This is a genomic window from Romboutsia faecis, assembly GCF_014323405.1.
Lineage (GTDB): Bacteria > Bacillota > Clostridia > Peptostreptococcales > Peptostreptococcaceae > Romboutsia_E > Romboutsia_E faecis.
In genome coordinates this window covers 243,734-258,630 of sequence record NZ_JACRWE010000003.1, presented here as the reverse complement: position 1 = coordinate 258,630, position 14,897 = coordinate 243,734, and the positions used below count along the sequence as shown (strand labels likewise).

Annotated in this window: 12 protein-coding genes; all 12 read right to left on the bottom strand. The window is 29.9% G+C overall.

All coding sequences use genetic code 11. From position 1 onward, the window contains the following. Nucleotides 1-4: 4 nt before the first annotated feature. On the bottom strand, nucleotides 5-427 hold the full coding sequence (gene fabZ, locus H8923_RS07770) for a 3-hydroxyacyl-ACP dehydratase FabZ (RefSeq protein WP_147540274.1): 423 nt from the start codon (nucleotides 425-427) through the stop codon (nucleotides 5-7). Beyond that, a complete protein-coding gene (gene accB / locus H8923_RS07765; RefSeq protein WP_153926197.1) occupies nucleotides 428-952 on the bottom strand; it encodes an acetyl-CoA carboxylase biotin carboxyl carrier protein in 525 nt (174 codons plus the stop codon). A gap of 12 nt (nucleotides 953-964) precedes the next feature. Beyond that, complete coding sequence (gene fabF / locus H8923_RS07760) at nucleotides 965-2,200, bottom strand: beta-ketoacyl-ACP synthase II (RefSeq protein WP_153926196.1); 1,236 nt, start codon at nucleotides 2,198-2,200, stop codon at nucleotides 965-967. A gap of 9 nt (nucleotides 2,201-2,209) precedes the next feature. Beyond that, complete coding sequence (gene fabG / locus H8923_RS07755) at nucleotides 2,210-2,950, bottom strand: 3-oxoacyl-[acyl-carrier-protein] reductase (protein WP_147540277.1); 741 nt, start codon at nucleotides 2,948-2,950, stop codon at nucleotides 2,210-2,212. A gap of 35 nt (nucleotides 2,951-2,985) precedes the next feature. Next, nucleotides 2,986-3,936: an ACP S-malonyltransferase gene (fabD, locus tag H8923_RS07750; protein WP_153926195.1), complete on the bottom strand. Its 951-nt coding sequence runs from the start codon at nucleotides 3,934-3,936 to the stop codon at nucleotides 2,986-2,988. After that, nucleotides 3,936-4,862: an enoyl-[acyl-carrier-protein] reductase FabK gene (gene fabK / locus H8923_RS07745; protein ID WP_153926194.1), complete on the bottom strand. Its 927-nt coding sequence runs from the start codon at nucleotides 4,860-4,862 to the stop codon at nucleotides 3,936-3,938. Before fabK ends, fabD begins: the two co-directional genes overlap by 1 nt. A gap of 24 nt (nucleotides 4,863-4,886) precedes the next feature. Continuing rightward, nucleotides 4,887-5,123: an acyl carrier protein gene (locus H8923_RS07740; RefSeq protein ID WP_147540280.1), complete on the bottom strand. Its 237-nt coding sequence runs from the start codon at nucleotides 5,121-5,123 to the stop codon at nucleotides 4,887-4,889. A gap of 138 nt (nucleotides 5,124-5,261) precedes the next feature. Further along, nucleotides 5,262-6,239 (bottom strand): beta-ketoacyl-ACP synthase III, encoded by a 978-nt coding sequence (locus H8923_RS07735; RefSeq protein WP_153926193.1) that lies wholly within the window; start codon nucleotides 6,237-6,239, stop codon nucleotides 5,262-5,264. A gap of 352 nt (nucleotides 6,240-6,591) precedes the next feature. Further along, a complete protein-coding gene (locus H8923_RS07730) occupies nucleotides 6,592-10,800 on the bottom strand; it encodes a bifunctional 2',3'-cyclic-nucleotide 2'-phosphodiesterase/3'-nucleotidase (protein ID WP_153926192.1) in 4,209 nt (1,402 codons plus the stop codon). A gap of 395 nt (nucleotides 10,801-11,195) precedes the next feature. Next, nucleotides 11,196-12,842, bottom strand: a complete 1,647-nt coding sequence (locus H8923_RS07725) for a peptide ABC transporter substrate-binding protein (protein ID WP_243139918.1) — start codon at nucleotides 12,840-12,842, stop codon at nucleotides 11,196-11,198. 54 nt (nucleotides 12,843-12,896) lie between these two features. After that, nucleotides 12,897-13,886 carry an ABC transporter ATP-binding protein gene (locus tag H8923_RS07720; RefSeq protein WP_153926191.1) on the bottom strand — a complete coding sequence of 330 codons (990 nt, stop codon included), beginning with the start codon at nucleotides 13,884-13,886 and terminating at the stop codon, nucleotides 12,897-12,899. Beyond that, nucleotides 13,883-14,896: an ABC transporter ATP-binding protein gene (locus H8923_RS07715; RefSeq protein WP_153926190.1), complete on the bottom strand. Its 1,014-nt coding sequence runs from the start codon at nucleotides 14,894-14,896 to the stop codon at nucleotides 13,883-13,885. Before H8923_RS07715 ends, H8923_RS07720 begins: the two co-directional genes overlap by 4 nt. Between the last annotated feature and the right edge of the window lies 1 nt (nucleotide 14,897).

Genomic DNA, 14,897 nt, shown 5'->3' with positions numbered 1-14,897 from the left:
CCACCTACCCAATAGCGAACATTATTTCACCTTCGCAAACTATTTGATTATCTACAGTAGCCTTTCCTTTCCCTACTCCAATGCTACCTCTTAATTTTATAATCTCTATTTCTAATTCTAATTTATCACCTGGCATTACTTGCTTTTTCCATCTAACTTTATCTGCTCCAACTAAAAATCCAATTTTACCTTTAAAGTCTTCCATAGAAAGTATGCATATTGCTCCCATTTGAGCTAATGCTTCAAGAATTAATACTCCTGGCATTACTGGATACTCGGGAAAATGACCATTAAAAAAGTTTTCATTTATTGTGACATTTTTATATCCCTTTGCACTTTTACCTTCTATTACTTCTTCTACTCTATCTATCATTAAGAAAGGATACCTATGTGGTAATATTTCTTTTATCTCTTTAACAGTTAACATTTATATTCTCCTTACTTTGAATAATGGTTCACCATATTCTACCATTTCCCCATTTTTACCTAAAACACTTATTACTTCACAATCAAATTCTGCACTTATTTCATTCATAAGTTTCATTGCTTCAACTATGCATACAACTTCACCTTCTGATATTTTTTGTCCTACTTTAACAAATGGATCTGCATCTGGTGATGTTGCTTCATAATAAGTACCTACTATTGGAGACTTAATATAATCACAGTCAATTTCTATATTATCATCCATACTATTATTTATAGGTGAGTTTATATTAGTTGTATTTATATTATTTAAATTTGAATCTTGCAACTCTAATTTATCTAAGCTTTCTGTAACTGCTAATTTATTTAAACTATTAATATCTATAGTATCGTTATTTGGATTTATATAGTTTCTTGTTATAGATTTATCCATTTTTATATAATTATTTTCATTTTTAATTTCAAAATAAGATAAATCTGAACTATTAATAAGTCCTATTAATTCTTTAATTTCATTAAAATCCATGACAACCTCCAATTATTCCCACTTTTTAAATAAAAGTGATGCATTATGACCACCAAATCCTAAAGAGTTATTAATTGCGTACTTTAATTCAGACTTACGACCAGTATTAGGTACATAATCTAAATCTAACTCTTCATCACTTTCTTTGTATCCTATAGTAGGAGGAATATAACCTTCCTCTAAAGCCTTAATACATACTATTGATTCTACAGCTCCTGCTGCACCCAATAAATGTCCAGTCATAGATTTAGTTGATGATATAGGTATATTTTTAGCACTTTCTTTAAATACTTTTTTTATTGCTCTAGTTTCAAATAAATCATTGTAGGGTGTAGATGTTCCATGAGCATTAATGTATGAAACTTGACTATAGTCAATATTACCTTCATTTATTGCATCAATCATTGCTCTTGAAGCACTTTCCCCTTTAGGATCTGGAGATGTTATATGATACGCATCACATGTAGATCCATAACCTACTATCTCACATAATATATTTGCATTTCTCTTTAACGCATGATCTAAACTTTCCATAACTAATATACCTGCACCTTCGCCCATAACAAATCCGCTTCTTTCTTTGTCAAATGGTATTGACGCTCTATTTGGGTCATTATTAGAGTTTAAAGCCCTCATATTTGCAAATCCTGCTATAGCTATAGGTGTAATTGAAGATTCGCATCCTCCACTAATCATTACATCTGCATATCCATGTTTTATATATCTAAATGCATCTCCTATATTATTTGTTCCTGTTGCACAAGCAGTAACAGCTGATGTGCATGTAGCTTTAGCTTCATATTTTATTGCTATATTTGCAGCTGCAGCATTAATTATTGTCATTGGTATGTACATTGGAGATATTCTTTTTGGCCCTTTATTGTATAAAGTAGTAAATTCATTTTCATGTGTATGAAAACCACCTATACCAGAACCTACCATTACTCCAAATTTATTTTTATCTAATTCATCTATATTAAGACCTGCATTATTTACAGCTTCTTCACTTGCAATAAGTGCATATTGTGTAAATTTATCAAGGCGCCTGCTTTCTTTTTTATCTAAATAATCTTCTATCTTTAAATCTTTAACTTCTCCTGCTATTTTTACATCTAAGTTTTCTGTATCTATCGTTTTTATAAAATCGATTCCTAACTTTCCAGCTTTACTATTTGACCAAAATTCATCAACGTTATTACCTATAGGAGTTACTGCACCTATACCTGTTATTACTACTCTTCTACTCATAATTACCTCCTACATTGCCATTCCGCCATCAACATGAATTACTTGGCCTGTTATATAATTTGATTTATCACTCCCTAAGAATACTGCTAAATTAGCTATATCTTCAACATTTCCTAGTCTCTTTAAAGGAACTTGTGATATTATATTTTTCTTTTGATCATCACTTAATACCTTAGTCATATCAGTGTCTATAAAACCTGGTGCTATTGCATTTACATTTATATTTTTACTTCCTATTTCACGAGCTAAAGATTTTGTCATTCCTATTAAACCAGCTTTAGAAGCTGAGTAATTTACTTGACCTGCATTACCTATAACTCCTACAACAGAGGACATATTTATTATTTTACCTTCTTTTTGTTTTACCATTATTGGAGAAATTGCTCTTAAGCAATTAAAAGCTCCTTTTAAATTTACTTCTATTACGTTATCGAAATCTTCTTCTTTCATTCTAATAATTAGTGTATCTTTTGTTATTCCAGCATTATTAACTAGTATATCTATTTTTCCAAAAGTATTTTTAGCTTCTTTTATTAACTTTTCAGCTTCATCGAATTTACTAATATCTGCTTTGATTATCAAAGTATTAGATCCTAATTTATCAAGCTCATTTTTTAATTCTAGAGCTTCTGATTCACTGTTTCTATAATTTAAAACTATATTCGCACCTTCTTTTGCAAATTTTAGCGCTATAGATCTTCCTATTCCTCTAGAAGCCCCAGTTATTATTGCACATTTTCCCTTTAACATTGATTTACCTCCTAATTACTATTTAGGTATTTATTTTATATACTAGCAACTCTAGCCTTTAAGCTTTCTACAGTTTCATTTAATGATTTTATATCTTCCACATTGTATACAAAAACATCCTTGTTTATTTTTTTTACAAATCCACTTAATGTTTTACCTGGACCAACTTCAATAAATGTATCTACACCTTTGTCAATTAGATCCCTTATACTCTTTTCAAATAAAACAGAAGACATTATTTGTTTTCTTAATAACTCGTATACATCATCATCTTTTTCATATGGCTTACCTTTTACATTTGAATAAACAACTTTATCAAAGTTATTTATATTTACTTTTTTTAATTCATTATAAAATTCATAACTTGCTTTTTCATACATAGAACTATGAAAAGGCCCACTTACTTTAAGTGGTACAACCATACCTTTTAATTCTTTTGCTATTTTTATACTTGCTTTTATAGCTTTAGGCTCTCCAGAAATAACTACTTGACCTGGGCAGTTATAATTGGCTCCTTCTACAAGGCCAAATTCATTTGACCTTTTTATTAATTCTTTTACTTTATCGTCACTTAATTTTAATACGGCGGCCATTGTGCCTTCGTCTGGACTTACTGCAGAGTCCATTATTTGTGCTCTTTTTTTTATTAATTTTATTCCATCTTCAAAAGATAATGCTCTTGCATGTACTAATGCTCCATATTCCCCTAAAGATAATCCTAATGAATAATCAGCATCCACTCCATTTATTTCTAAGGCTTTTAAGCATGCTAATGATGTTAATAAAATAGCGGGTTGACTATTCTTAGTTTTTGTAAGCTCATCTTGCTCACCATTAAATATTAAATCTGTTATTGGCGTATTTAGTATTTCTTGACCTTTATCGAATATCTCTTTACATTCACAAATATTATCATATAATTCTTTTCCCATGCTTATATACTGTGAACCTTGACCTGGAAAAAGAAAAGCTGTCTTTTTACTCATTATATCCTCCTAAGAGTTTCTTCGAACTCATAAACCAGTTCATTTATTATTTCTTTACAACTTTGTTTTTCTTTGACAAGACCTGCAATCTGCCCTGCCATTACACTTCCATTTTCAACATCTCCATCTATAACTGCTTTTCTTAAAGCTCCTTTTCCTAAGGCTTCAATTTCACTACTATCTGCATTAGATTTTTCTAGTTTTACATATTCTCTAGTTAATTTATTTCTTAAGACTCTTACTGGATGTGAAGTTGATGTTCCTGTTATCTCTGAGTCTATATCTCTTGCACTAAGTACTTTCTCTTTATAATTATCATGGACATTACATTCATCAGACACTAAAAATCTAGTTCCCATTTGTACTCCACAAGCGCCTAACATAAATGATGCTGCTATACCTCTTCCATCACCTATCCCCCCTGCCGCTATAACAGGAATACTAACTGCATCTACAACTTGCGGTACTAAACTCATAGTTGTCAATTGTCCTATATGTCCCCCTGCTTCCATCCCTTCTACAATAACAGCATCTGCACCGAACTTTTCCATTCGTTTTGCTATTGCTACAGAAGGGACAACAGGTATTACTTTTATATTATTTTTTTTCCAATCTTCCATATACTTTCCGGGGCTACCTGCACCAGTTGTAACTACAGATACTTTTTCTTCACATACCATCTTAGCAATTTCATCTACATTTTTAGCCATTAGCATTATATTTACACCAAAAGGTTTATTTGTAAGTGACTTAGCTTTTTTTATTTGAGATCTAACATCTTCTGTCTCACCTACGCCACTTATTATTCCAAGACCTCCCGCTTCACTTACGCCTACTGCTAAGTCTGCATCTGAAATCCATGCCATTCCTCCCTGTATAATTGGATATTTAATATTAAGTATATCTGTTATCCTTGAATTTATCATAAATCCTCCTGTAACTTACTCTTATTATGAATTTACTTTTTCATTAGTCTTTTCTTCTATGTAATTAACAACATCTTGTATACTCTTCATATTTTCTGGTGATTCTATTTCAATTCCAAATTGTTCTTCTATTTCTATCACTAATTGGAATGTATCTAAAGAATCTATTCCTAAAGATTCAAATGTACTTTCTAGTTTTATTTCATCTCTTTCTATTGATAAGTTTTCTTCTATTATTCCTTGTAATTTTTCAAATATCATTTTATTTTCCTCCAAATTTTCTTTTATATTTTATTTTGTATTCTACTTATTTTTGTAGTCATGTTTAATTCATCTTAGTTTTTAAATCTTAGTATCTTAGTTAATTATTAAATTTAAATTCCTTAAATTAATTTATTTTTATTTTGACCAGTTTATAAGAGTTGCACCATAAGTGAGACCTGCTCCAAATCCAACTAATATAATTTTCTGACCTTTTTTTAATATTTTTTTCTCATTCATCTCACATAACGCAAGTGGGATTGATGCTGCAGATGTATTTCCATATTCTTCAATGTTTATGTAAAATTTATCTATTGATACTTTTAACTTTTTAGCAGCATAATCAATTATTCTAATATTCGCTTGATGAGGTATTATATAATCAATATCATCTAAGCTTAAATTATTATCATCTAATATTTTATTTATAGAATTTACAATTGTAGAAGTTGCAAACTTAAATACTTCATTTCCATTCATTTTTAGCTTTGAATTTCTTATTGTTTTATTTTCTACAAAAGGACTATCTATGTTATTTCCTTCTATTGTTATACACTGCCATTTATCTCCTTCAGATTTAGAAAAAGAACTTACAATTCCTTTTTCATCACTTTTAGATAAAATAGCTGCTCCTGCACCATCTCCAAATAATACACAAGTTGATCTATCATCCCAATCAACTGATTTAGATAAATTTTCTGATCCTATAACAAGTGCATGTTTATAGTCATTACAAATCATAAGAGATTTTGCAACTTCTAAACCATAAATAAACCCTGTACATGCAGCACTTATATCAAAAGCTACTGCATTTTTTGCACCTATTAAATTTTGTACTATGCAAGCTGTAGATGGAGTAAACATATCTGGTGTACATGTAGCTAATACAATTAAATCTACATCTAGTGGAGATAAATTAGCATCTTGTATGGCTTTGATACTAGCTTTTGAAGCCATATAAGAAGTGTCTTCTCCTTCTGATATGTATCTACTTTTTATTCCTGTCCTTGAATATATCCACTCATCGTCTGTATCAACAAACTCACTTAGTTGAGCATTGGTGACTATTTTAGAAGGTATATAATTTCCAACACCTCCTATTATTACCTCTTTCATATTCTTACTCCTTGTATTTTGATATTTATATATTTTGATTTTCAAAATATATATCAAAAAAATTTACTTCCGATTAACATATTGATTATCGTTAATTATCAGTAATTATTTCGATAATCAAAATATATTATATTCAAAGGTAATTGTCAACTCTTTTCAGCAAAATAATTTTTTTATTATATTTAATATATTTTTTATTAACTTAATTTTATTATATAAATTTGTGTATCTTTTAATGATAAACAGCTTGAATTCAATATTTTTATCATTTGACATAAACATATTAATCAAGTCTTATAATTTTATAAATAAAAAACTCTCTAAGTTAAATAAACTTAGAGAGTTTTTTTATTTATTTTTCTCTTCTTCTTCTGTTATTTACAAACACACCTGCCATAGCAGCTACACTTAGTCCTACGTAACCTAAAAGATTAGCATCTCCTGTTTGAGGATTTGATGGTCTGTTGCTATTTACATTGTTACCATTTTGGCTTCCATTTTGATCTTCGTTATCACTTTCATCATTTCCGTTATTTCCATCTTGATCTTCGTTGTCACTTTCACCATTTCCGTTATTTCCATCTTGGTCTTCGTTATCACTTTCACCATTTCCGTTATTTCCGTCTTGGTCTTCGTTGTCATTACCACCATTATCTGGTTTATTATTTTCTAATTCTTCTCTTATTTCTTCTACTAACTTATTTAATTCTTCTATAGTAGCATCTTTCACTTCTAAAATAGCTATAAGAGATCTATTTTTAGCTTTTGGATCATATATCTTAACTATAGACTTATCCCCTTCTTCTGAAATTTCTACAGTATATCCAAAAGTTATTACACTAGTAAGTATATCTTTTATATATTCACTCTCAACTTTAACTTTTATAACTCCGTCTATCATTGTACCTGCTAATATTCTACCTTGTTTAGTATAACTAACAGTTCCTAAAGTTTTTATAAAGTTTGCAACTGATTCTTCTAATGAAGAATACTCATTTAATGTAGGCAGATCTCCGAAACAAGGATAATCATCTCCACCAGCAGCCATAAAGTCATTTGTAGCTACGGTATATGTTTTATTCATATCTAAATCTTTGCCATTTATAGTTAAAGATATTATCCTATCTCCAACTGCTCTGCTTGGATCTACAACAAACTTTATTCCAGCAACATGAGGGAATCCTCCTAAAGATTCTCCATAAGCCCTAACACCGAATTCAAGAACTTCTTTTATTTGAGCTCCAGTAAGCTGTTTAGTAACTATAAAATTACCAAATGGAAGAACACTTACAACATCACCTTTTGTTATATCTCCTTTAGCTATACTAGCACGGATTCCGCCTCCATTTGTTATAGCAAGATCTGCATCAGTTTCATTTAACATAGCATCAGTTATTAAATTTCCTAAGTTTGTTTCTCCATATCTTACACTATTTCTATCTCCATCAAGATCTATAGCATTATTTCCTATAACTTCAGATAATACTTCTTCTTGTGTTGAATTTATTTCTTCTATTTTTGAAGCAACTTTTTCATCAGGAGTTATAGATAAAGTTTCTTCTTTTGTTATAAGACTTGCAGTAGCATTTACTACTTCATTTTTGTCATTTAATTCTAACTCAACTTTACCAAGGTTTGATAAGTATTCACCTGTACTTACTAATAAAGTATCTTTAACTTTTTCTCCATTTTTAAATGTAGTATGACTATGCCCATCTACATATACATCTATTCCATCTACAGCATTTATAACATCATAAGCCGTAGGCTCACTACTTTCATCAGTTCCTATATGAGATAATGCAACTATTACATCTGCACCATTATCTTCTAATTCTTTTACTTGTTCCTTAGCTGCTTTTACTGGATTCGTAAAGTCTATACCTTTAACATTATTAGGATTTGTTTTAAAAGCAGTTTCTTCTGTTGCTATACCAAAGAAACCAACTTTTACAGTTTTCCCATTAACTTCCATTTCCTTTATGTTATTAGATTCAAATATAGATTTTCCATCCTTTTTAACATTAGAAGCTAATAATCTTAGTCTGTTTTCACCATTTTTTAAAGTTACGCTATTTTTAAATAATTCCATTAGTCTACCATAACCATAGTTAAAATCATGATTCCCAGGAACCATATATTCATATCCTGCTTCATTTAATAAATCAACAGCATCTTTACCTTTACTTAAAGTAACAAATGGTAAACCATGTATAGTATCTCCTGCATCAACTAATATAGAATTTTCTGTATTGTTCTTTATTGCTGCAACTGTATCTATACCTATTACTTTATCATCTGCTTTTAATCTACCATGTGTATCATTTGTGTGTAATATAGTTATTTTATTAGATTTTTCTTTTTCACCTGATAAATCATAGTAGTATTTGTATAATCTATCACCAGCTGATTGTTTATTTGTATATATAGAAGGATAGCTTGATAAATAGTTTACTCCATTTTCATGAGAAGTAAAGTATACCTTAGCATCAGTATCTATAGTTTTAAACTTCCAGTTGTTGTCAATGCTTGGCTCTAATCTTCCAGCATCTTCTATATATTTCTTTAATACATCTCTACTTTCATCAGTTGTAGTATATACACTTACTTGTCTACCATTCCATGGGAAACTATCTCCGCCAGCTCTATAGTTATTTGTAGCTATTAAGAACTCTTGATCTAAATCTATAGGTTGTCCATTGTAAGTTAAGTTGTATATTCTTGATGAATCTGGATTTATTACTTTTCCAGTTTTATCATATTTAGGTTTTTGAGTTACATCTATTTCGTATTCTATTCCATCTATTACATCAAAGTTGAATGTAGGGAAATCTCTGTTTATTAAATTTTGCTCTTCATTTGAATTTACATCTATTGTATTGAACATATTAGCTGAGAATTCTAACCATTCTTTAACATCAGAACCATTTAATTTTATAACTGCCATTGTATTATCATACTTATATAAGTTAGATAAATCTCTTATAGCAAGTCCTCCAGCTTTTATATCAACGTAGTTATCTGCACTACTTCCAGCCTTAAATGGAGCTGCTGCTGATAATATTGGAAGATCAGCATAAGGAGTTAAGCTTGGATCATTATTCTTTATAAGTTCTTCAACATAAGCTTTTTGAGCATCGGATACTATTTGTATAGATGGATCATCTGCTACTAATGTAAAGAAACTATTTAGATCTTTTGTAACCTCTCCTGATTTTTCATTTACATATTTGTCAGTAGCTTCATGGTATTCTTTAACAACCGCTTCAGTTTCTATATCATTAGCTTTATTAGCTACACTGATGTTATTTACCTTAGAATTACTATCATTTATTGTATATGTATCATTACCATTTTCATCTTCAGTTACTTCTATTTTAAGATCTACAACCCCTACTTCTTTACCATTATTAAGCGGTTGAACGTATTGAGTTATATCTCCATTTTCTTTTTCAACTTCATATTTAGCACTTCTATGTACATGTCCACCAACAACTACATCTACATCTTCTAACATAGATATAGCATAACCTGCATTTTCTGCACCTGTTGCATCTGTAGTTTCTTCACCATACCCTGTATGTCCAAGTACTACAACTATATCAGCACCACTATTTTTCATTTCTTTAGCATATTTTTCTACACTTTTAACCATATCATCTACAGTTACTTTTCCATCTAGTATAACTTTATCCCAATTTAGTATTTGCTGTGGAACAACACCAGTTATACCTATCTTTAATTCTCTTTCTTCTCCATTTGAGTCTACTACTGTTTCAGTTAATATCTTATATGGATCAAATACTAAATCTCCACTTTTAGCATCCTTAAGGTTTGCACAAACCATTCCCATGCTAGTGTTTGCTTTTACTATTTGCTTTATATAATCCATACCATAGTTAACTTCATGGTTACCTATAGTAGTCATATCAAAACCTAATGATTCTAGAGCTTTATAAACAGGGTATTTTTCTCCTGGTGCAACTGGTTGCTTTACTGCATATAAGTTAGCTAACGGTGTACCTTGTATTGTATCTCCATTATCTACTAATATTACATTATCCACTTCTTTTTTTGATGATTTATTTGCTTTTTCTTTTTCTTCTTTTATAACCGTAGCTGCCTTAACTAAACCTGAATTCTTTGTTGTTGATCCAGTATAGTAATCATAGTTCATTAAGTTTGCATGTAAATCACTTATAGCCATTACTTTAAAATCTATAGTTGTTTTATCATTTTTATCTTGACTATTTTTATCAGACTCAATGTTTTTTACATTTTCACTAGATTCTTCTTTTTCTTTAGTTTCATCATTAGATTCTTCTTTAGCTTCTTCTATAGCATCTAAAGCATCTTTTGCCTCATATTGGTCTGCATAATCTTCATCAGAATCAGTAATTTCTTCTGGTGTTTCTCCTTCAGATATTTCTTTATTTTCCGAATTTTCAACTTGTTCTGCTGTCTTTAAATTCTCAAGAGCAAAAATTGGTTCTACGTTTTGACCTATTAATGCTGCTGCAATAGCGATTGCCGCTATCCTTTGTCCATTTCTTTTTACCATTGTAAATTCTCCCTCAATATTGTTTTACTTTTTATTTACACGCTTTACTTTTTTAAAATTTCAAATAAAATAATTCGTGTTTTTAAATTAAAAAAATTATATCATATTTTTTACAATATAGTATACTATTTTCTTCATCTTTTTACATTTTTTACTTTATTTTTATAAATATAGATGTGTTTACGTTTTCAAATTTGTTTTTAAAAATTATTTTATAATAATAAAATATAATATGATCATTTTTTTATAATTATGTTATACTATTTACCCAAAAATAAATATAAAAGACATATTTAAATACACTCAATCGTTAGGATTTTGTATATTAAAAATAAAAAAGATGATTCGTAGATTTAATCTACAAATCATCTTTTACAACTTAATAATATTTTCTATTATTCAGCAACTGAAGTATACATAAAGTATTTATATCCAAGTGGTGAAGAATAGAATCCTTCTAACTTATCTGAAACTAACATTAAGTCAGTGTAATAATAAAGTGGTATTACTGGCATTTCTTCACCTAATATTTTTTCTGCTTCATGCATTTTTGTATATCTTTCTTTATTATCAGTTGATGTTTTTATTTCGCTTATTAATTTATCATAGTCTGTATTTGACCATTGAGCATCATTATTTCCGCCACCTGTTATCCACATATCTAAGAATGATATTGGATCATTATAATCAGCTAACCATCCATGACGAGCTACTTGATAATCTCCTTTCTTTCTTGTATCTATAAATACATTCCAGTCTTGATTAGATATAGTTGCATTTATACCAAGATTTTCTTTCCACATATTTTGTACAGCTTCCATTATTGGTTCGTGTCCTTGGTTACACATTAACTCTATAGTTGGAAGTCCTTTACCATTTTCGTATCCAGCTTCTTTAAGAAGTTCTTTTGCTTTTTTTATATTTGCTTCATAATCTTTTGAATCTGCACTATACCAAGCTTCAGCGTTACTATGGAATTCTGTGCTTCCATCTTCGTCACTTAAACCTGTAGGAACAAAAGTATCTGCTGGTATTTGACCACCTTGAGCTACTTTTTCAACTAAGTATTCTCTGTCTATTGCAAGAGCAAGAGCTTGTCTAACCTTTACATTATCTAAACCTTTTTCTTTAACATTTAAGCATAAGAAATAAGTTCCTAATTGACTTTTTATTTCTAATCCATTCTCTTTCATAGCTTCTATTTCATCATTTGGTAAATCATCTCCAAATAATATTTCTCCATTTTTAAATGCAGATAATATAGTATTTTGATCTTCCATAAGTTCGAAGTTAATTGTATCTGGTCCTAATTTTTCTAAATCATAATAATTTTCATTTTTAGCATATACCATTTTAGCTTGATGATTCCATTCTTTTAAAACATATGGACCATTTCCTATATATGTTTGTGGGTCAGTTGACCAAGTGTCAGGATTAGCTTCTACTATATCTTGTCTTACAGGATATGTAGCTGGGAATGCACATATTTCTAAGAAATATGTAGTAGGTGTTGATAAAGTTATTTCTAATGTTTTTTCATCAAGTGCTTTTATACCTAACTCGCTAGGATCTTTTTTACCTTTCATTATATCATTTGCATTTTCAACCATATCTATCATATAGTTGTAATCTGCTGCTGTTTCTGGATTTACTAATCTTTGCCAAGAATATACGAAATCACTTGCTTTTACAGCTTCTCCATCTGACCATTTTGCATCATCACGAAGTGTAAAAGTATATACTTTTTTATCTTCACTTACTTCGTATTTTGCTGCTTGACCTTCAACTACTTTGCTATTAGAATCTAATTTCATAAGACCCTCAAAAGCATGGTTTATTAATGTAGAACCATCTGAAGCAGTATTCTTTGCTGGATCTATTGATTCAGGCTCTGGTCCAACGCATACATTAAGTTCGAATCCATTTGCAGAACCTCCTGTTGAATTGCCACCTGAACTACTACATCCAGATAGTACTGTTGATAGTGCTAAAGTTGAAGCTAATATAACTGCAACTTTTTTCTTAAATTTTAGCATTTTCATACTATTATCCTCCCCCTAATTATTATCTATATAATACCTTTGGTAATATATACCTTATTTTTGTATTTTATCTAAGTTATGACATGCAACGAAATGTCCGTTATCATATTCTTTTAATGTAGGTGCTACTTTACTACATTCACTTGTAGCATATGGACATCTAGTTCTAAATGTACATCCACTAGGTGGATTTAATGGACTTGGTATATCTCCCTCTAGAACTATACGCTTTCTAGATCTACTCATCTTTGGATCTGCTATTGGAATTGCAGAAAGTAATGTCTGTGTATATGGATGCATCGGATTTTTATATAATTCTTTGCTTGTTGTTAACTCAACTAAATGACCTAAATACATTACACCTATTCTATTACTTATATGCTTAACAACTGATAAATCATGCGCAATAAATAAATAAGTAAATCCTCTTTCGGCTTGTAGATCTTCTAGCATATTTACAACTTGAGCTTGTATAGAAACATCTAAAGCAGAAATAGGCTCATCACAAACAATAAATTCTGGTTCTACAGCTAATGCTCTTGCGATTCCGATTCTTTGTCTTTGTCCCCCTGAGAACTCATGTGCAAAACGATTTGCATGTTCTTTATTTAAGCCAACAGTTTCAAGCAAATTATATATCTTTTCTTGTCTTTCTTGCTTATTCTTATATAGTTTATGGATATCTAGCGGCTCACCAATAATATCACCAATCGTCATCCTTGGATCTAAAGATGCATATGGATCTTGAAATATTATTTGCATCTTTCTTCTATATGAAAGCATATCTACTTTAGTTATATCTTCACCCTTATATATAATCTTTCCTTCAGTAGGTTCATGAAGTCTTAATATAGTTCTACCTAAAGTCGTCTTGCCACATCCACTTTCACCAACTAAACCTAAAGTTTCCCCTTTTTTTATATGTAATGAAACATCATCAACTGCTTTTACATAATTAGTTTTTAAGAATCCCTCTTTAACTGGGAAGTACTTTTTTAATCCTACTATTTCAATTAAATTGTCATTTTTCTTTTCATTTATCATAGTGCCTTTACCTCCCTTTCAAATTCTTCTTTTACTAACAACCAGCAGCTAGATTCATGACCTTTTTCAACAGAATAAACTGGTGGAACTTTTTCCATACATATATTCATACAATAATCACATCTTGGTGCAAAAGCACACCCTTTTGGCGGATTTATTAAATCTACTGGATTACCTTCAATAGGTATTAATCTTTCATGCTCATCAGCATTTATCTTAGGTATAGATTTTAAAAGACCTAATGTATATGGATGTTTAGGATTATAGAATATATCATCAATACTTCCTCTTTCTATAATATTTCCTGCATACATGACTGCTACTTTATCACATATTTCTGATATAACACCTAAATCATGTGTAATAAAAATTATAGACATATTTATTTTTTCTTTTAGTTCTTTTAATAACTCTATTATTTGAGCTTGTATTGTAACGTCTAAAGCTGTTGTTGGTTCATCTGCTATTAGTAATTTTGGATTACAGGCAAGTGCCATAGCAATCATAACACGTTGTCTCATACCTCCAGAAAATTCATGAGGGTATTGCTTTAATCTTTTTTCAGGTTGGTTAATTCCAACTAATTCAAACAATTCTATGATTCTTTTTTCTCTTTCTTTCTTATCTAAATTTGTATGTTTTTTTAAACTCTCATCAATTTGACTTCCAACAGTAAAAACTGGATTTAAAGATGTCATAGGGTCTTGGAATATCATCCCTACTTCTTTCCCTCTTAATTTAAGCATCTCAGCTTCAGATAATTTAGTAATATCTTTATCTTCAAAATTAATACTACCGTTAAGTATTTTCCCCGGCTCAGGTATAATCCCCATTAAAGCATATGATGATACTGATTTACCACTTCCTGATTCACCGACGATCCCCATAGCCTCACCGTATTTTAAATCATATGAAACTTTGCGAACTGCTTTTACTTCTCCTGCATGAGTAAAAAAAGATACCTCTAAATCATTTACTTTTAATAATGTATCATCCTTAATAACTCCCATA